Origin of the sequence: Streptococcus mitis (genome assembly GCF_009496205.1) — a bacterium.
Taxonomy (GTDB): Bacteria; Bacillota; Bacilli; order Lactobacillales; family Streptococcaceae; genus Streptococcus; species Streptococcus mitis_BN.
The window spans coordinates 1-16,912 of record NZ_WIJO01000012.1; the positions used below are offsets into that span (position 1 = coordinate 1).

The 16,912-nt window shown below is 38.6% G+C and carries 23 protein-coding genes and 1 pseudogene; 8 read left to right on the forward strand and 16 right to left on the reverse strand.

Going from position 1 to position 16,912, the window contains the following annotated elements; all coding sequences use genetic code 11:
- Positions 1 to 210: hypothetical protein (locus tag GEZ85_RS10290; protein WP_228112195.1), on the forward strand; the 210-nt coding region annotated here is incomplete at its 5' end.
- Here the strand turns inward: GEZ85_RS10290 and ffh are convergent.
- The 4 genes and pseudogenes from ffh to GEZ85_RS03225 all read right to left on the reverse strand — a co-directional run.
- The gene (ffh, locus tag GEZ85_RS03210; RefSeq protein WP_153209454.1) at positions 173 to 1,744 is read right to left on the reverse strand and encodes a signal recognition particle protein; all 1,572 of its coding nucleotides are present in this window, start codon (positions 1,742 to 1,744) and stop codon (positions 173 to 175) included. The two genes, GEZ85_RS10290 and ffh, sit on opposite strands and share 38 nt — an antisense overlap.
- Positions 1,745 to 1,761: 17 nt before the next feature.
- Positions 1,762 to 1,977 (reverse strand): 2-oxoglutarate:acceptor oxidoreductase, encoded by a 216-nt coding sequence (locus GEZ85_RS03215; protein ID WP_153209452.1) that lies wholly within the window; start codon positions 1,975 to 1,977, stop codon positions 1,762 to 1,764.
- Between the two features lie 2 nt (positions 1,978 to 1,979).
- Positions 1,980 to 2,312: a putative DNA-binding protein gene (locus tag GEZ85_RS03220; protein WP_000402062.1), complete on the reverse strand. Its 333-nt coding sequence runs from the start codon at positions 2,310 to 2,312 to the stop codon at positions 1,980 to 1,982.
- A gap of 146 nt (positions 2,313 to 2,458) precedes the next feature.
- Positions 2,459 to 2,804: pseudogene (locus GEZ85_RS03225) on the reverse strand (transposase); the annotation flags it as partial.
- 156 nt (positions 2,805 to 2,960) lie between these two features.
- On the opposite strand from GEZ85_RS03225, the gene GEZ85_RS10610 reads away from it, so the two are divergent.
- Positions 2,961 to 3,089, forward strand: a complete 129-nt coding sequence (locus GEZ85_RS10610; protein WP_409349513.1) for a DUF6900 domain-containing protein — start codon at positions 2,961 to 2,963, stop codon at positions 3,087 to 3,089.
- Between the two features lie 385 nt (positions 3,090 to 3,474).
- Entirely contained in the window at positions 3,475 to 3,687 is a 213-nt protein-coding gene (locus GEZ85_RS03230) for a hypothetical protein (protein WP_153209450.1), read from the forward strand.
- 63 nt (positions 3,688 to 3,750) lie between these two features.
- Here the strand turns inward: GEZ85_RS03230 and GEZ85_RS03235 are convergent, their stop codons facing one another.
- From GEZ85_RS03235 to GEZ85_RS03245, 3 genes are all read right to left on the reverse strand, one after another.
- Positions 3,751 to 4,128 carry a hypothetical protein gene (locus tag GEZ85_RS03235; RefSeq protein WP_153209448.1) on the reverse strand — a complete coding sequence of 126 codons (378 nt, stop codon included), beginning with the start codon at positions 4,126 to 4,128 and terminating at the stop codon, positions 3,751 to 3,753.
- 246 nt (positions 4,129 to 4,374) lie between these two features.
- Positions 4,375 to 4,542: a hypothetical protein gene (locus GEZ85_RS03240; RefSeq protein ID WP_153209446.1), complete on the reverse strand. Its 168-nt coding sequence runs from the start codon at positions 4,540 to 4,542 to the stop codon at positions 4,375 to 4,377.
- Between the two features lie 209 nt (positions 4,543 to 4,751).
- A protein-coding gene (locus GEZ85_RS03245; protein WP_153209444.1) for an IS3 family transposase occupies positions 4,752 to 6,100 on the reverse strand; the annotation gives its coding sequence in 2 pieces (ribosomal slippage) (positions 4,752 to 5,668 and positions 5,668 to 6,100; 1,350 coding nt in all).
- Between the two features lie 45 nt (positions 6,101 to 6,145).
- Here GEZ85_RS03245 and GEZ85_RS10295 point away from each other — a divergent pair.
- The 3 genes from GEZ85_RS10295 to rlmB all read left to right on the forward strand — a co-directional run bounded on the left by GEZ85_RS10295 (position 6,146) and on the right by rlmB (position 8,544).
- Complete coding sequence (locus GEZ85_RS10295) at positions 6,146 to 6,688, forward strand: recombinase family protein (RefSeq protein WP_322741442.1); 543 nt, start codon at positions 6,146 to 6,148, stop codon at positions 6,686 to 6,688.
- Positions 6,689 to 6,846: 158 nt separating this feature from the next.
- Positions 6,847 to 7,740 (forward strand): DUF4368 domain-containing protein, encoded by an 894-nt coding sequence (locus GEZ85_RS10300; protein WP_228112193.1) that lies wholly within the window; start codon positions 6,847 to 6,849, stop codon positions 7,738 to 7,740.
- A 75-nt stretch (positions 7,741 to 7,815) separates the two neighbouring features.
- Positions 7,816 to 8,544 (forward strand): 23S rRNA (guanosine(2251)-2'-O)-methyltransferase RlmB, encoded by a 729-nt coding sequence (gene rlmB / locus GEZ85_RS03255; RefSeq protein WP_045611907.1) that lies wholly within the window; start codon positions 7,816 to 7,818, stop codon positions 8,542 to 8,544.
- A gap of 235 nt (positions 8,545 to 8,779) precedes the next feature.
- Here rlmB and trxB read toward each other — a convergent pair whose 3' ends face one another.
- The 7 genes from trxB to GEZ85_RS03290 form a co-directional block, all read right to left on the reverse strand.
- Entirely contained in the window at positions 8,780 to 9,691 is a 912-nt protein-coding gene (gene trxB, locus GEZ85_RS03260; protein ID WP_038806262.1) for a thioredoxin-disulfide reductase, read from the reverse strand.
- A 65-nt stretch (positions 9,692 to 9,756) separates the two neighbouring features.
- Positions 9,757 to 9,981 (reverse strand): DUF4059 family protein, encoded by a 225-nt coding sequence (locus GEZ85_RS03265; RefSeq protein WP_038806263.1) that lies wholly within the window; start codon positions 9,979 to 9,981, stop codon positions 9,757 to 9,759.
- A gap of 77 nt (positions 9,982 to 10,058) precedes the next feature.
- Complete coding sequence (locus GEZ85_RS03270) at positions 10,059 to 10,802, reverse strand: amino acid ABC transporter ATP-binding protein (protein WP_000590982.1); 744 nt, start codon at positions 10,800 to 10,802, stop codon at positions 10,059 to 10,061.
- Entirely contained in the window at positions 10,802 to 11,602 is an 801-nt protein-coding gene (locus GEZ85_RS03275) for an amino acid ABC transporter permease (RefSeq protein WP_001103449.1), read from the reverse strand. The genes GEZ85_RS03270 and GEZ85_RS03275 overlap by 1 nt, the downstream gene beginning before the upstream one ends.
- A gap of 157 nt (positions 11,603 to 11,759) precedes the next feature.
- Positions 11,760 to 12,116 carry an arsenate reductase family protein gene (locus GEZ85_RS03280; RefSeq protein WP_000889093.1) on the reverse strand — a complete coding sequence of 119 codons (357 nt, stop codon included), beginning with the start codon at positions 12,114 to 12,116 and terminating at the stop codon, positions 11,760 to 11,762.
- A gap of 12 nt (positions 12,117 to 12,128) precedes the next feature.
- Positions 12,129 to 12,638: a methylated-DNA--[protein]-cysteine S-methyltransferase gene (locus GEZ85_RS03285; protein ID WP_045611913.1), complete on the reverse strand. Its 510-nt coding sequence runs from the start codon at positions 12,636 to 12,638 to the stop codon at positions 12,129 to 12,131.
- Positions 12,638 to 13,132, reverse strand: a complete 495-nt coding sequence (locus GEZ85_RS03290; protein WP_045611915.1) for a GNAT family N-acetyltransferase — start codon at positions 13,130 to 13,132, stop codon at positions 12,638 to 12,640. The genes GEZ85_RS03285 and GEZ85_RS03290 overlap by 1 nt, the downstream gene beginning before the upstream one ends.
- A 134-nt stretch (positions 13,133 to 13,266) precedes the next feature.
- Here GEZ85_RS03290 and GEZ85_RS03295 point away from each other — a divergent pair, with 134 nt between their 5' ends.
- Complete coding sequence (locus tag GEZ85_RS03295) at positions 13,267 to 13,713, forward strand: DUF1836 domain-containing protein (protein ID WP_045611917.1); 447 nt, start codon at positions 13,267 to 13,269, stop codon at positions 13,711 to 13,713.
- On the forward strand, positions 13,710 to 14,357 hold the full coding sequence (gene trhA / locus GEZ85_RS03300) for a PAQR family membrane homeostasis protein TrhA (protein WP_001097996.1): 648 nt from the start codon (positions 13,710 to 13,712) through the stop codon (positions 14,355 to 14,357). The genes GEZ85_RS03295 and trhA overlap by 4 nt, the downstream gene beginning before the upstream one ends.
- Positions 14,358 to 14,640: 283 nt before the next feature.
- On the opposite strand, the gene GEZ85_RS03305 is transcribed toward trhA, so the two are convergent.
- Both GEZ85_RS03305 and GEZ85_RS03310 read right to left on the reverse strand, forming a co-directional pair.
- Positions 14,641 to 15,957, reverse strand: a complete 1,317-nt coding sequence (locus GEZ85_RS03305) for an FtsX-like permease family protein (protein WP_153209442.1) — start codon at positions 15,955 to 15,957, stop codon at positions 14,641 to 14,643.
- Between the two features lie 17 nt (positions 15,958 to 15,974).
- Positions 15,975 to 16,706, reverse strand: a complete 732-nt coding sequence (locus GEZ85_RS03310; RefSeq protein ID WP_153209440.1) for an ABC transporter ATP-binding protein — start codon at positions 16,704 to 16,706, stop codon at positions 15,975 to 15,977.
- Positions 16,707 to 16,912 lie beyond the last annotated feature (206 nt).

The window sequence follows — 16,912 nt, forward strand, 5'->3', positions numbered from 1 at the left end:
ATGGCGGGGAAGCTTTTTTATTTTTCGCTGAAAACTATTTTGATAAAGATTTTAGCCTATTTTGAGAATAGTAACGCTGAAGATATAAAAAAGACAAACATTAAAACGATGTTTGTCTTCAATCTGAGAGTTCTTTTTGTAGGAAAGGAAAGCCCTGCGGCCTTCCTTTGTCTTACTTACGTTTCTTCTTTGCTTTCTTCATTTTGTTAGCCATGCGTTTCATGGACTGTTTCATGGCAAATTCACCAATTTTACCTTTGAGTCCGCCACCAAACATCTGACTCATATCTGGCATTCCTGCTCCTCCGAGAGCTGACAGATCAGGCATACCGCCTTGTCCCATCATTCCTTCAAGGGCAGACATATCCATTCCTCCCATATTTGACATATTTTTAGGAAGGTTGTTTGGATTGATTCCCATCTGCTTCATCATCTTGTTCATATCCCCAGACATGACACCCTGCATGAGCTGTTTAGCCTGGTTAAAGTCTTTGATAAATTTATTGACTTCTACAAAAGTATTTCCAGAACCTGCGGCAATACGACGACGACGGCTTGGATTTAACAAATCTGGATTTTCACGTTCTTCAGGTGTCATTGAAGACACAATGGCACGTTTGCGAGCAATCTGGCGTTCATCCACCTTCATGTTTTGAAGTGCTGGATTATTGGCCATACCTGGAATCATCTTGAGCAAGTCTTCCATCGGCCCCATGTTTTGCACCTGATCCAACTGATCAATGAAATCATTGAAATCAAAGGTGTTTTCACGCATCTTCTCAGCCATTTCAAGGGCTTTTTGCTCATCGTATTCCTGAGAAGCTTTCTCAATCAGAGTGAGCATATCCCCCATGCCAAGGATACGGCTTGACATACGGTCTGGGTGGAAGGTCTCAATGTCCGTAATCTTTTCACCTGTACCAGTGAACTTGATTGGTTTTCCGGTAATGTGACGAACAGATAGAGCCGCACCACCACGAGTATCGCCATCAATCTTGGTAAGGATGACCCCAGTCACTTCCAACTGAGCATTGAACTCACGCGCAACATTGGCCGCTTCCTGACCAATCATGGCATCAACGACGAGCAGAATTTCGTTTGGTTGAGCCAATGCTTTCACGTCACGAAGCTCATTCATCAAAAGCTCATCAATCTGCAAACGACCTGCCGTATCAATCAAGACATAGTCGTTATGATTAGTTTGGGCTTGCTCCAAACCTTGACGTACAATCTCAACAGCTGGTACTTCTGTTCCAAGTGCAAAGACAGGCACATCAATTTGTTGCCCCAAGGTCTTAAGCTGGTCAATAGCCGCAGGACGGTAAATATCCGCAGCAATCATCAAAGGACGAGCATTTTCTTCTTTCTTGAGTTTGTTGGCCAATTTACCTGCAAAGGTTGTTTTACCAGCCCCCTGTAAACCAACCATCATGATGATGGTTGGAATCTTAGGTGACTTGATAATTTCTGCCGTATCAGAACCTAAAACAGTTGTCAGTTCCTCATCAACGATTTTAATAATTTGTTGCGCAGGATTAAGGGTATCAATGACCTCATGCCCGACTGCACGCTCACGAACTTTCTTGATAAAGTCCTTTACAACAGGCAAGGCAACGTCGGCCTCAAGCAAGGCCAAGCGAATTTCTTTGGTTGCCTCTTGGACATCAGATTCAGAGATTTTTCCTTTTTTACGTAAATTTTTAAAGACGTTCTGCAAACGTTCTGTTAAATTTTCAAATGCCATTATTTTCTCCTATTTTTTCAATTCAGTGGAAATCGTCCGAAATGTTGCAAACTCTCTAGTTCTTCGGTTGTGACTTCTTTAATGATTTCATTTGGATATCCCCAACAGCTAAATCCTTCTTTAAGGGCTTGAGGAATAGAATTAGGTGAGAGAATTTGTAGTCTTGTAGGAAATGGTTCCTCTGCAGCTAATAGTTTGCAAGGTATTCCTTTATAGACAACAAGATTTTCCATGATTACTCCCTATTATCAATACTGGTCAAAATCTCAATTTGCTCTTGCAGAAAAGCATCCTCTGGATAACGCTCCAAAATCTGATCAAAAATTTGACTGCGAACAATGTAGTCCGAGTACATATGGAGCTTCATCTCATAGTCTTCCAGAATCTTTTCTGTCCGCTTGATATTGTCATAGACAGCCTGACGACTAACGCCGAACTCTTCAGCAATCTCAGCAAGGCTGTAATCATCAGCGTAGTATAGCTCGATATAATTCATTTGCTTATCTGTCAAAAGCGCCGCATAAAATTCAAAGAGCGCATTCATACGATTGGTTTTTTCGATTTCCATAACTTTTATTATACCAGAAAATCTATTATACTTCTACATTAGAAATCATTCTAATAGAGATAGAAAAATAATGGTCATTTCTCAAAGTAACTTCCACTTGACTTCTATTTTTCGATTCAGCCTCGTTTTTTTTGAGAGCCCAAGCGGTGTTTTTTCCAATTCAAGTCAATCTCAACTCTCAGTTGCCACTCATAAACTTAGCTTGTTTGTCTGGAACTTTGTGAGTATATTTGTGGTTATTGGCTGCGGCTTTGATATGAATCCCATCAATGAAAATCTCAGTTTGATCAATCAAACTTTGCCCCATACAATAGATAAGACGTGATTAAAAATTTCCTCGATTACTTCCTTATATTGAAAACGACGGCTGTAATTCTTGTCATAAGTTGTAAAATAAGAAATCTTATCGTTTAAACTCAAACCCAGAAACTAGCGATAGATGGTATTGACCTCAATGTCCTTGATGGTTTGTCTCATGAAACGAATACCATAGAATGTCCACACCTCACCCAGCAGTCCAACAACTAACCAACTCTAGCCCTTAACCCCAGCGATTTCAAATCGTTGGGGTTTTCGTGAAAAAGTGCTTGACTCTTCCTCTATGGAGAGTTATGATGGACACACCAATAAAGCAGCAGAATCCCTACGCTGGAATGCCAAAATTCAGACAGCCAAGATTTTCACGATATTTCGGTCTGGACGCTTCAAGAAATGCTTCGGATGAGTTACGAGTTGGGCAAACTGTCGCAAGAAGCTCCAGTACCCACCGAGCTTTAAATTGGCAACAAAGCAAAACTAAAAGCCTTCGAAAATTTTGACTACTACTGGGGCGATATGATTCAGCCAAATTTTGAGGTTTTCTACCACCCAAACCCCAACCAGACGCTCTGCTACTGTCTGCAGTTCAATAATCTAGCTCTCGTGCAAGAATTATATCACCAGATGAATGTTGCTCCAGACGAGAAATTTTCTCGCCTAATGAGCCAACTTCGGAAAGAAGAATTAACTGTTTTGAGCAGAGAAATTTTAACGGAGGAATAAGGAAAAATTCAACCAAATCCACGAAAACAGTCAAAATTTCGAAGCTGAGCCCAAACTCCCCCAAATTGAAACAGTTCACCTTACAACTTTTGAAGAATTACACGATTACACGGTAGGTGATGTGCTTTTAAGCCCCGTTTTCGAAGTGCAACTCCCCATCACGGACGAAGATTTTCGGGTTTACACTTGCCGTTTTCTTAATCCGGAGCGTGCTGAAGAATATTATACTGCTTGTTGCAGAACGGAAGATTTGGACGAATTTGTCGTTTGGAATTGCAAATTGCAGGAAGAAAAGGTTGAGGTTTTGAACATCAAACTTGAATGTAACAACTAAATTTTTCAAAGCAAAACAAACACCCCAGTCGCAAAACTGGGGCAACTTTGTTATAATTTTCGGTTAACAAATCGCTTCATCGATACAAGTTACTGGCGTTGCTAAAATGTATAGCAAAATTTCGCACATCTCGCCTCTACTTTGACAATTAAACAACTTTTCAATTTTCGCAATAAATTTCTCTTTGCTTTCGTTAATGGCAAAAACTGTTATCTTGCGTTTAAAAACATTAGTTTCAACATAATCAAAGGCAAAACCTTTTTCGAAAACTCGCAGTCTCGTTAAAAATGCGGGCAAAGATATAGGGGCGCTGAGGTAAAATCCTAATTGGTTTGGTTGCCATTCAATTGGTATTTCTGGCACCATGCCCCAATATAGCTGGCTACGAATGTCACCTTCTAATTTTTGTAGATACATTTCAGTTTTTAAATCGATATACATATCACTCCTATCTGTTTCTTTCTTTTACTTGTCCATCATAACTCTCTTTGGCACGGAAGTCCAGCCTGTTTTTGAGTTTAATTTACATCAGTTTTGAAAATAAAAACTCTTTATGATTGCAATAATTTTAAGGAAGTGGTATACTAATAAGAAGTGATGAACGCACACCGAAAGCGTTTTTACTTGTGTTTTACAAAAGACAGAAAAGCCAATGAACGGCAATTCATTAGCTTTTTTGAAAGGTGTTTACCTATCCTTGAAATTGTTGCGTATCGCTACGCAAAGTTCGTATATCTCAAGAATAAGCACCACATCATTCAAGTCCAAGCTACCAACTTGGGCTTTTTGAATAAATTCGCACACCTTCACAAGAAGTAGCACGAACGACAGAAACTCCTTTTCTTTCTCGCTCATACCGTCCCCCCTTTCCTCACGGATTTAGAGGTTTTGCAAAGGATACAAAATACCCCTAATAAAGAGTAGTGATTTGGCTTCAGATATTCGTATTGTCAAAATGCGAACTTCTAACAAACCAGAATCTCACTGTTCCTTATTAGAGGTATTTTTAAAACGCAGTTTCTCCTTAGATTTTTGTACTGACCCCAAAAAGTTAGACAATTAATTTATCCAAATGATTTAGTTCTGTATTGCACAGGGCTAAGTCCTTTTAGTTTTACCTTAATTCGTTTATTGTTGTAGTAATCAATATAGTCTACAATGGCTTGTTCCAATTGCTTAAGCGACTGAAATGACTTCTCATAACCGTAAAACATTTCCGATTTCAGAATCCCAAAGAAGGACTCCATCATACCATTGTCTGGACTGTTCCCCTTACGTGACATGGATGCTTGAATTCCCTTACTCTCTAGGAACCGATGATAAGAATCGTGTTGGTATTGCCAACCTTGGTCACTATGGAGAATCGTATTCTTATAGTGTTTATCTGTGAATGCCTGTTCCAACATCGTTTTTACTTGTTCTAAGTTGGGTGAAGTTGAAAGATTATAGGCGATAATTTCGCTATTAAAGCCATCTAAAACTGGTGATAAGTAAAGCTTTTGGCTGCTTGCTGGAATGGCAAATTCTGTCACATCTGTGTAGCACTTTTGCATTGGTTTGGTTGCTTCAAATTGACGTTGAATAAGATTATCTGCTTTCTTGCCAACCTCTCCTTGGTAGGAAGAATACTTCCGTTTACGGCGAATTCGAGCCGTTAAACCAAGTACTTTCATCAGACGCTGCACCTTCTTATGGTTCACTACGAAGCCACGATTTCGTAATTCTAGAGTCATGCGACGATAGCCGTAATTTCCTTTATGCTCAGTATAAGTTGACTGAATTTCAGCTTTAATATCATAATCTTTATCGCTTTGATCCAGCTGTTTTAAGTGGTAATAATAAGTTGAACGGGCAAGCTTAATAATCTTTAGAAGGATATCTAAAGAAAACTCTGTTACAAGTCCTTGAACAATTTCCGTTTTTCTTCTTGCTTCTTTTCGTCCCTCAATCGGAGTTCTCTCAACTTTTTTAGAATGGCATTCTCCGCTCTCAAGTACTCATTTTCTGCTTGAAGACGTTCTAATTCTGTCATATCTTCAAATCTCTTCTTTGGCTTACGTCCCATTTTAGGTGGTCTCCCTCTTGTTTTCTCAACAATAGTATACCCGTTTTTCTTGTATTGTGCCAGCCAATTCGAAAGTAATCCACTACTTGGAAGAGCATAATCCATAGACGCCCTAATTTGTGAATGCCCCTCAAGAAGAACTTTATCAATGATCTCTTGTTTTAGTTCAGGAGAATAGTAACAATTCTTTCCTTTTTTGACGATTTCTATTCCATAACGATCAATCAATTTAATCATGTACCTAAGATTAGAATTGTTTATCCCAAATTTATTTGAAAGCTTCTCTAAGCTATATCCTTGTTTTCTAAGTTCATAGATCTGAACTTTATCATCATAACTCAATTTCATAATAAAACACCCCAAAAGTTAGATTTTTTCTGTCTAACTTTTGGGGTGCAGTTCAAGTTCAAGATTAGCGTTTTATATTGTAGGCTTTCCGCAGAAGACGCAAACGAAGGTGAATCTAACTCAATTTCCAACCAACGCTTGATTTTAAGCAAACTGGCGGAGCGAGAGAATTTGAACAACCCAATTGTATTTTACGATGATGGCTATTCAGGTTCAAATACCCAGCGTCCAGCTTTCCAACAAGCTCTAGCATTGGTTGAAAACAACCAAGTTTCGAATTTTGTGGTAAAGGATTTGAGCCGTGTTTCACGAGATTACCTGCTCACTGGCAATCTTCTGGAAGTAACTTTCCCTTCGAAAAACATTCGCTTCATTTTCCTGCAAGAAAATATAGATAGCAACAAGAAATCCAGCCAAGATGCCTATCTCACACCATTGGTTTCACTCTTTAATAACTGGTATAGTATGCAGTGTAGCGAGAAAATTAAGCTTTCGAAACATACCAAAGCCAAAATGGTGAAAAAATCGGCTGGATTACAACTTATGGATACCTCAATAATCCAGAAAATCGTAAGGAGGGGTTGGTAAATGAATATGCTTCAGAAATCGTTAAACGGATATTTTCGGAGTATATTTCAGGCAGAACGCCAACCGAGATAGCTCAAGGTTTAAGGTGTGACAAAATGAATCTGGACGTTGCAAACTATCGGATTTTAGAGAGCGACCCTTGTTATTGAAAAATTCAGATGATTTGGCAAATATTGGAAAAAGAGGAGTATATCGGCTCAACCATTAACTTGAAAACTGCAAAAATTTCCTACAAACAGCGGAATTGTCGCATGCGACCTAGTGAAGATTGGCTAATTTTCCCAGATAGCCACGAAGCGATTATTTCGAAGGAAGATTTTGAAATTGCAAGAAAAATGATGGGACACAAGCGAGTCATTCAAAGGCAGAACTGGAAAAACAAAACAGGACACGAAAATTTGTTTGCAGGCTTGCTTTATTGCGAAAATGAGCATAAATTAAGTTTTTGCTCGCAAGAAAAAGATGGCGTGAACCTCGACCATTATAAATGTCACCATTTTAGGCGAGCTGGCGATACTTGTTCGGGCGGTCACTATCCTCGTAAAGAAGCATTGGAAGACCTGATTTTAAACGAGCTTCAAGAACTGATAAACTCGTTTCAGATTAACGAAGCAGATTTATCACAACTCTTGAAGGACAAGTTTGAAATCAAAGAAACCAAGGAGTTCAGCGAACTGCAAAAACAGCTGACCAAAAACGAACAGCGAATGGTGGAGTTGGATACTATTATCCAGCGACTCTACGAAAAGCAACTGTTGGGTGAGATTGCGGACGGCCGTTTCAAAAAATTGTGCGACAACTATGAGGCGGAACAAGTCGAGTTAAAGGAAAAAGTCCAAACCGCAACCGAAACTCTTGGGGTGAAAATGAAACCTGCCCACAACATTGAAAAATTTATGATAACCATTCGAAAATATACTCAACTTGAGAAGTTGACACCGAAAATTATCAACGAATTGATTGATAAAATTATTATCCACCAACCGATTGGTAGAGGCAAGAATAGGCAAATTAAACTGGAAATACATTACCGATTTATTGGTGATATTTAAGTATTTAAAAGAGCGAGTTGTAGATCGCTCTATATAAGAATAGGACTGCTGAGCGAAGTGTGTTATAATAGAGGCATGAAAACAAATGATATTGTCTATGGCGTCCACGCCGTTACCGAAGCCCTCCTTGCAAACACTGGCAACAAACTCTACCTCCAAGAAGATCTCCGAGGTAAGAATGTTGAGAAAGTCAAGGAACTAGCTACAGAAAAGAAGGTCTCCATTTCTTGGACCTCAAAAAAATCCCTCTCTGAGATGACTGAAGGTGCTGTCCACCAAGGTTTTGTTCTACGAGTGTCCGAATTTGCCTATAGTGAGCTGGACCAAATCCTTGCCAAAACACGCCAAGAAGAAAATCCTTTGCTATTAATTCTGGACGGGTTAACCGACCCTCACAACTTAGGCTCCATCTTAAGAACAGCCGATGCGACCAACGTTTCAGGTGTCATCATTCCCAAACATCGTGCTGTCGGTGTTACTCCTGTCGTTGCCAAAACGGCCACAGGTGCTATTGAGCACGTCCCAATCGCTCGAGTGACCAATCTGAGCCAAACTCTAGACAAACTCAAGGATGAAGGATTCTGGACCTTTGGAACGGATATGAATGGTACTCCTTGCCACAAGTGGAATACAAAAGGGAAAATCGCCCTCATCATCGGAAATGAAGGAAAAGGCATTTCTAGCAACATCAAAAAACAGGTTGATGAAATGATTACCATTCCTATGAATGGACATGTTCAAAGCCTCAATGCCAGTGTTGCTGCAGCCATTCTTATGTACGAAGTTTTTCGAAATAGACTATAAAAAAGTTTCCAGTCATCTGATTGGAAACTTTTTTATGATTATACTCAATGAAAATCGAAGAGCAAACTAGGAAGCTAGCTGTAGACAGCTCAAAGCACTGCTTTGAGGTTGTAGATAAAACTGACGAAGTCAGCTCAAAACACTGTTTTGAGGTTGTGGATAGAACTGACGAAGTCAGTACCCATACCTACGGCAAAGTGAAGCTGACGTGGTTTGAAGAGACTTTCGAAGTGTATTAACTATGTTCTGTGATAAATTTATAGGCTTCTTGACCAGCGATAGCTCCATCTCCAACTGCTGTTGTTACTTGGCGAAGGTCTTTCAAGCGAACATCTCCAACGGCAAAGATACCATCAACTGCAGTTTTCATGTGGTTATCTGTCACAATCCAGCCAGCCTGATCTTGGATATTCAATTCTTTAACAAAATCGCTAAGAGGGTCCAATCCAACATAGATAAAGACGCCACCGAAGGCTTGTTCTGTCACTTGACCTGTTTTCACATTTTCAAATACGACAGATTCTACTCGGTTTTCACCCTTGATTTCCTTGACTACAGAATCCCAGATAAAGCTGATTTTCTCATTCGCAAAGGCGCGGTCTTGTAAAACCTTTTGAGCACGAAGTTGGTCACGACGGTGAACAATGGTAACAGTCTTAGCAAAACGAGTCAAGAAGAGGGCTTCTTCAACAGCTGAATCTCCACCACCAACTACCAACAAATTTTGGTCACGGAAGAAAGCACCATCACACACGGCACAGTAAGAAACACCACGACTGTTCAGTTCTTCTTCTCCAGGCACTCCCAAAGGACGGTGTTTAGAGCCAGTTGCTACGATAACTGTACGTGTTTCATATGTTTGATCATCAGTAATCACTTTCTTAAAATTACCATGGTCTTCTACATTTTCAACATAGCCATAAATGTGCTCAACACCAAGATTTTCAAGCGGTTCAAACATCTTTTCAGCCAATTCTGGCCCACTAATATTAGCGTATCCTGGGTAATTTTCAATATCAGATGTATTATTCATCTGACCACCTGGCAGACCACCTTCAATCAAGGCTACTTTCAGATTGCTTCGAGCAGCATACAAGGCTGCAGTCATCCCTGCAGGTCCAGCACCGATAATAATAGTATCGTACATATAGATTCCTTCTTTCTTGTTGTAACTATCTTTATTCTAACTCTTTCTTGTCAATCAAGCAAGGATTATGCCTTGAAAACAAGAATTAAACTCATAACCGCAAAGGATAATACTGGAATAACCAAGACTCCAATCATAATCATATCATAGAGATGGGCTTGGCGAGCCTTAGCTGTCTTATCAACTCCCGACATGGCTCTCAGTCCAATCCAAATCCCTAAAAAAATCAGGACGAGGATGGTGGTCAAGATCAAACTCTCGAAATATAAAGAAAATAGTTGAAGTAGCATGATTTCTCTCATTTCTATCTTTTTTAAAGAGTAAACTCAGCTAGTCCAGCTAACTGAGTTTTCCTTTATCTATTATATCAAATATAAGTCCGTTTGTAACTAGCAAAGAATTCTTTTGTCCGCTCTTCTTTAGGATGGTGGATAATCTCATCCGGTGTTCCAGATTCGATGATTTTCCCCTTATCTAAGAAGAGAATCTTATCAGCAACTTGGGCTACAAAGGACATATCATGACTAACCAAAATCATGGTTTGACCTGACTTAGCAGCATCTGCAATAGATTTTTCTACTTCACCGACCAATTCTGGGTCAAGAGCTGAAGTTGGTTCGTCTAAGAGCAAGACATCTGGTTTCATAGCGAGAGCACGCGCCAAGGCAACCCGTTGCTTCTGTCCACCTGATAAATGGCGAGGGTAATGGTTTTCACGGTCAGAAAGCCCAACCTTAGCCAACTCTTCCTTGGCAATCTTAGTCGCTTCTTGGTCGGATAATTTCTTGACAACAACCAAGCCTTCTTTCACATTATCAAGTGCTGTTCGGCGTTCAAACAAATTAAACTGTTGGAAAACCATGGACAGCTTACGGCGTAAGGCAAGGATTTCTTCTTGAGTAATCTTAGAAAAATCAACTGAGAAATCATCAATCTGAATAGAGCCACTGTCAGGTGTTTCAAGATAATTGAGACTGCGAAGGAAAGTTGATTTTCCAGCTCCTGAAGAACCAATCAAGGCTACAACTTCCCCTTTTTGAATATCCAAGTTCAGATGATCCAAGACAGTCTGTCCTGAAAAGGATTTGCTTAAATTCGAAATCTTAATCATTAACGAAGGTCTCCTTTCACATCTGTTTGCACGGTATCTGGTGCAGAAATAGCCATTTTTCTCTCGATGAAACGACCGAGGCTTTCAATTCCAATATTGACTACCCAATAAACAAGGGCTACAGAGATGAATCGTTCAAAGTAACGATAATCAGCTCCACCTAGAATCTGAGCTTGGGCAAAGACTTCCACAACACCCGCACTGAAGGCTAGAGAAGTCCCTTTGGTCAAGCCGATTAGGGAATTGATTAAAGTTGGAGTCGCCACAACTGCTGCATTTGGAATAATCACGCGACGATAAACTTGCGCTCGGGTCATCCCCAGACTTCGTGCCGCCTCAATCTCACCAGGATTAACTGAGAGAATCGCTGCACGAATGGTTTCACTGGCATAAGCTGCCTCATTAAAGGCAAAGGCGACAATCGCAAAAGCAGCAGCTGGAATAGCATTGATATTGAGACCAGTTCCCCATTGCTGATTGAGAGCTTTCAAAGCCAAAGGAATTCCGTAGTAGGTCAACATGAGTTGGACCAAAATCGGTGTCCCTTTTAAGAAACTAACAAAGAAGGCCTGCAAGGGATATAAGATCTTGACACGATTGATCTTCACAATGGCGAAAAGAAGTGCCAAAACCAAGCCAAAAAGAGCACCACCAATGGTCAACATAATCGTTGTTGGAAGTTGTTGGACAATTCTCGGAATTCCATCAAAGACCGAACGCAAGCTAAAAAGCTTGCCATCCGGAATCAATTGCATCAAGTTTTGGTACCAATCTGATGCTAAAATCGTTGTAACATTCATAAAAACATCCTCTCCTGATAATGATTCATTCTACCATACTTCTGCCGTCAATGAAATTATTTGCTACGGTCAGATACAGACTTTGTCTACCTACTAGTTTATCATACTTTGAAACAGGGAGGTTATATATTTTATCTATCAAAGAGATAGATAAAAACTATTTCAATCCCAATTCTTCATAAGATTTTCGATAACCGATTTGCTTAACAGTTCCATTCTCCACTAAAATCGGACGTTTTAATAACATACCGTCGCTTGCTAGCAACTCGGCTGCTTCTTGGTTCGACAGACTTCCTACCTTATCTTTCAGCCCTAGTTCACGGTATTTGATTCCACTGGTGTTGAAAAATTGCTTCAACTCGAACCCTGAGGTTTCTAGCCAGTTTAAAATCACTTCTTGGCTAGGTGTTTCTTCCACGATATGGACGGCTTTATAGTCCACACCGAGTTGGTTTAATTCTTGTTTTGCTTTTTTACAAGTTGAACATTTTGGGTATTCGATAAATTCTAACATGTCTTTCACTTTCTATTTTATATCTTTAAAATCTGCGTCTTCATGCTCCAAGAGCCAAGTTTTCTTTTCCACTCCTGCAGCATAACCTGTCAGACGCTTGCCTGCTCCTAGCACACGATGACAAGGTACTAGGATAGACCAAGGATTGCGCCCCACTGCTCCACCAATTGCTTGAGCAGAAGGCACTTGCAAATCTTGTGCGATTTGTCCATAGGTTACTGTCTGACCATAAGGAATTCCCTGTAAATAGGACCAAACTCTCTTTTCAAAATCCGTTCCGATTGGAGCCAAGGGCAAGTTGGATAAATCCTGAGACTTGCCTTTAAAGTAAGCATCTAAGCAAGTAATAACTGGGTCTAAAATGGGATGACTAACAACTGCTTCTATCGTCTCATCTCCTAGTCCCCTCTCAAAATGCTTCTGCTCCTGCACCCAAACGCCATACAGATATTGCTCGTCGGCAACCAAAGACAAGGTTCCTATTGGCGAAAAGTAGAGCATTTTTACGTACTTCTTTTGCATTATTTCTTCAATTTTTGATAGGCCAAGCGTTCTCCATCAACTGGAACCTTACCAACCTGTTTAAAACCGAGTTTTTCAAATATATGCTGCATGGCCTTGTTTGCAACATGTGTATCTGAGCGAAAATCTAGATAATCAAAACCTTCAATCAAGCCTTCTAGGAAAGTCTGAGCAACCCCCTGTCCCTGCACATCTGCTGCCACAGCAATACGGTGAAAGACTAGGTACTCTGACTCTCCAGCTTGCCATTTTCCTTCATAAATGGCTTCATAGGTTGCCTCTGGACTCTTGGTCACGGCTGCATAAGCTAGTAATTCTCCCTCTTCCAAGGCTACGTAGGCTTGACCTGAGATAATATCCTCAATAATAATATCAGCATTTGGATAACCATTTTGCCACTGGTCACTACCAACATCTGCTAAACATTTTTTAGCATCTTCCATCACCTGCATGATGGCATCTACTTCATTTGGAAAAGCTAAACGAATCTCCATCTTTTCTCCTCATTTCTGACTAGTTTCTCCCATCATAGCATAATTTAAGTCTTTCTACAAGCAGTTAAAACTTGACTTTCTGTTTTTATTATTTTATAATCTAGTTATTAAAACTAGATAAAAAGGAGTTGGAAATGAAAACTACCTTTTCCTACCCAAAATGGGTAGAAATTCCAAACATTGACCTCTATCTGGACCAGGTTTTACTCTATGTCAATCAGGTCTGCGCCCCTATCTCTCCTGATAAAGATAAGGGCCTGACAGCATCTATGGTCAATAATTATGTGAAACATGGTTACCTGACAAAACCTGATAAGAAAAAATACCAACGCCAACAAATTGCCCGTTTGATTGCTATCACAACCCTCAAGTCGGTATTTTCTATTCAAGAAATAGCACAGACACTTAATACTCTACAAACTCAAGCAAGTTCAGACCAACTCTATGATGCTTTTGTGGACTACATGAACCAAGGAATTGACCCAGCTAACCCCATTATCCAAACCAGCTGCCAAACCGTTAAACTCTATCATCGAACTCTAGCCTTAATCGATCATACTCAAGAGGAGGTAATCCAATGAACACTAGTCTTAAACTCAGCAAACAACTCAGTTTTGGAGAGGAGATTGCTAATAGCGTGACCCATGCCGTAGGCGCAGTCATCATGCTCATCTTACTCCCCATTTCATCCACCTATAGTTATGAGGCACACGGATTTTTATCATCTATCGGCGTTTCCATTTTCGTTATTAGTCTCTTTCTCATGTTTCTATCATCCACCATTTATCACTCTATGGCCTATGGTTCGACCCACAAATACGTCTTGAGAATCATTGATCATTCTATGATTTATGTTGCCATTGCTGGCTCTTATACACCTGTCGTACTGACTTTGATGAATAACTGGTTTGGCTATCTGATCATTGCCATTCAGTGGGGAACGACCATCTTTGGTATTCTCTATAAAATCTTTGCTAAAAAAGTCAATGAGAAATTTAGCCTTGCTCTTTACCTGATTATGGGCTGGTTGGTTCTAGCTATCATTCCTGCCATTATTAGTCAAACGACACCAATTTTCTGGAGTCTCATGGTAACTGGCGGACTCTGTTATACAGTTGGGGCTGGATTTTACGCCAAGAAAAAACCTTATTTCCACATGATTTGGCATCTCTTTATCCTAGCCGCATCTGCCCTCCAATACATCGCCATTGTTTATTACATGTAAACGAATTTCCCAAAGAGGAAGCAATATGAAAGCAGTCATTTCTTGTGCTCATAAGATTCTCAGAATCATTTACAAACTACTCTCCACCAAGCAGACTTATCAAAAAGAAAAGGCGCTAGGACTGAGGAAACAGTTCTAACGCAAAAACTAAAAAATTTCAATTACAGTATAGCACAGGAAGTGATTTTTTGCGCTTTTTTACTGTCTTTTCTCAAATAAAAAAGTATTGCTTTGGTTTCAATGTCAATAAGTGTGTTCTTTTTGAATCAGTAACTATTCCAATTTATCTATCTTGAAATAAATAAAATCCCTTTGTAATACTATAAAAAATAACTAACAAAGAAATAACTATAAGACTCGGTTGCCAGAAACCTGATATATCTACTAAACTACGGCCTAAAAATTGGCCAATAACGCTAACTAAAATTAAAATAATTAAATTGAAAATGACTGACACTAATAAAATTAACACCGAATGTATTATTGCCTCGCCTATACGTATTTTAAAAAGTTGTAATCTTGACACTCCCAGTGTCTTTAACTGTTTAATGTCCTCAATATCTTTATTAGAAGATAAAATTGTAAGAGAAATAGAACTAGTAATAATCAGAATAATTGGAGCAGACATATAAGCAATAAAGGAAGCTCTTGCTTCGTTTACTCCGTTTGCTGTATTCATGAATGAATACACATTTTGGGTGTAAAGAATAAACCCAGAAATAAGAGTTACTCCCATGCTCATTGAAGTTTGTATACTTTTCAAATAACTAGGATTGGATAGTAGATTCCAAAAGCCTGTATTGATTACATAATTTTCAGTTGGAAATATCCTCATTAAAAATTTTGTTAGAAACACTTGAATTGATGGAGATAGTGATTGAATAATAAGGATGTGAATAATTAATAAAAATAATATTATGCTTGACTGTGTTGAAATTATTTCTTTATTTCTGCTAAAACCTGCTGAAACAATCAAACCTATACATAGTAACCATAGGATTAAACGAACAGAGATGTTAACAAAACCAGTTACTGTAACTTTTCTTTTTTTCTTTTTTGATTTTAATATTGATGATATTTTAAGTATTCGACTTGAATAAAAGTAAGCCCCTATCCCGACAATTGTTGGGACTATAAAAACACTAAATAAAATTGATGGAATGTTGGCTGTAATAACTAAATCAGGTAACTCATCTCTTCCTAATAAATTTTGTAAAAATTTGTAGTAACTATCTGCCATGATAAATGAAAGTATTGTACCAATACTACTAACAATCACTGCCATTAAATAAAACTGTCCAGATACTAATAAAGATAGCTGAGTTCTGCTTGCGCCTAAGATAGCCCATAATTGGTAATCCTTTTTAAAGATATCTATTAGCAGTCTTATATTATTTGAAATAAGGAAAAATAGAGTAGTCCCACCAAAAACTATTAGCATTTGAAAAAGTTGTGAAGCGTTAATATTAGCAGTCTGTATTGAACTAGCAATACCAAATAAAGATGTTCCAACAATCAGGCTAGATACAAATAGTAATGGTATTGTTCCTAACCATTGTCTTTTTGAGTACTGAAATTGGTAAATGATTAATTTTAGCATAATAAATCCTCCTCAAATTAATCTTTACTACTTTCAAGTGCTTGGTAGAGCTCCTCAGCTGAAGGTTTAATAATTTGTCTAGATATTTTTCCGTCTTTTAAAATGAGTGCTCTGTCAGTTTTTGAAGCCAACTCAATATCATGAGTGACCATAAAAACACATTTTCCTTGACTCGCTAAATTACGAAGTGTTTCAAAAATAAGTATTCTTGAAACGCTGTCCAGAGCTCCTGTTGGCTCATCAGCAAAAATAATTTTACTATCAGCTATTATTGCACGAGTAATAGCCACTTTTTGCTGTTCTCCACCTGATAAGGTAGCAACTAATGATGATAGTTCTGCTTTAAAATTCAAACTATCCAACATTTTTTTTACTTTATTGCTATCAACACTCTTTCCTGAGAGTCTCAGAGGAAGTGTAACATTTTCTAGTACAGGTAGAGCGGGGACCAGATTATAGTTTTGAAAAATAATTGCAATATCTTGCCTTCTAAATTCAGCAAGCTTCCCTTCTTTTAGGGTATATGGATTTACACCATTGATAACAACTTCGCCACTTGTTGGTTCAGACAAACTTGATAAGCAACTTAGCAAAGTAGACTTTCCAGAACCACTGACACCAAGTATTGATACAAATTCCCCATAATTGACAGATAAAGAAACATCTTTCAAAATAGAGACAGTTTTGTCTTGTCCTAACAAAAATTCTTTTGAAATGTTTGAGACTTTAACAGCTACATTATTAACCATAATAAATCCTCCTGATTCCAGTGTCATCTTTGATTTAATTATACAATATTGAAATTCTATTAATATCAAGTAAGTAACTTATGAAACGTATTTTTAATGGATAAAATTTCTATTTCCTCTGGATCTCGAATAAAGGTCTTTAGCGAACTAAGAATTTTTTCTATTACCATAATAGTATCATAAATGAGACTTGATTGAAAGCGTAA

Excerpts from the sequence above, each read along its gene's own strand:
- GEZ85_RS03305 (WP_153209442.1), bottom strand. The coding sequence starts at position 15,957 with ATGCTAAAATTAATCATTTACCAATTTCAGTACTCAAAAAGACAATGG.
- GEZ85_RS03310 (WP_153209440.1), bottom strand. The coding sequence starts at position 16,706 with ATGGTTAATAATGTAGCTGTTAAAGTCTCAAACATTTCAAAAGAATTT.
- GEZ85_RS03290 (WP_045611915.1), bottom strand. The coding sequence starts at position 13,132 with ATGGAGATTCGTTTAGCTTTTCCAAATGAAGTAGATGCCATCATGCAG.
- GEZ85_RS03235 (WP_153209448.1), bottom strand. The coding sequence starts at position 4,128 with ATGTATATCGATTTAAAAACTGAAATGTATCTACAAAAATTAGAAGGT.
- GEZ85_RS03280 (WP_000889093.1), bottom strand. The coding sequence starts at position 12,116 with ATGTTAGAATTTATCGAATACCCAAAATGTTCAACTTGTAAAAAAGCA.
- GEZ85_RS03275 (WP_001103449.1), bottom strand. The coding sequence starts at position 11,602 with ATGAATGTTACAACGATTTTAGCATCAGATTGGTACCAAAACTTGATG.
- GEZ85_RS03285 (WP_045611913.1), bottom strand. The coding sequence starts at position 12,638 with ATGCAAAAGAAGTACGTAAAAATGCTCTACTTTTCGCCAATAGGAACC.
- trhA (WP_001097996.1), top strand. The coding sequence starts at position 13,710 with ATGAACACTAGTCTTAAACTCAGCAAACAACTCAGTTTTGGAGAGGAG.
- trxB (WP_038806262.1), bottom strand. The coding sequence starts at position 9,691 with ATGTACGATACTATTATTATCGGTGCTGGACCTGCAGGGATGACTGCA.
- GEZ85_RS03265 (WP_038806263.1), bottom strand. The coding sequence starts at position 9,981 with ATGCTACTTCAACTATTTTCTTTATATTTCGAGAGTTTGATCTTGACC.
- GEZ85_RS03295 (WP_045611917.1), top strand. The coding sequence starts at position 13,267 with ATGAAAACTACCTTTTCCTACCCAAAATGGGTAGAAATTCCAAACATT.
- GEZ85_RS03240 (WP_153209446.1), bottom strand. The coding sequence starts at position 4,542 with ATGAGCGAGAAAGAAAAGGAGTTTCTGTCGTTCGTGCTACTTCTTGTG.
- GEZ85_RS03220 (WP_000402062.1), bottom strand. The coding sequence starts at position 2,312 with ATGGAAATCGAAAAAACCAATCGTATGAATGCGCTCTTTGAATTTTAT.
- GEZ85_RS03270 (WP_000590982.1), bottom strand. The coding sequence starts at position 10,802 with ATGATTAAGATTTCGAATTTAAGCAAATCCTTTTCAGGACAGACTGTC.
- GEZ85_RS10300 (WP_228112193.1), top strand. The coding sequence starts at position 6,847 with ATGATTTGGCAAATATTGGAAAAAGAGGAGTATATCGGCTCAACCATT.
- ffh (WP_153209454.1), bottom strand. The coding sequence starts at position 1,744 with ATGGCATTTGAAAATTTAACAGAACGTTTGCAGAACGTCTTTAAAAAT.
- rlmB (WP_045611907.1), top strand. The coding sequence starts at position 7,816 with ATGAAAACAAATGATATTGTCTATGGCGTCCACGCCGTTACCGAAGCC.
- GEZ85_RS03215 (WP_153209452.1), bottom strand. The coding sequence starts at position 1,977 with ATGGAAAATCTTGTTGTCTATAAAGGAATACCTTGCAAACTATTAGCT.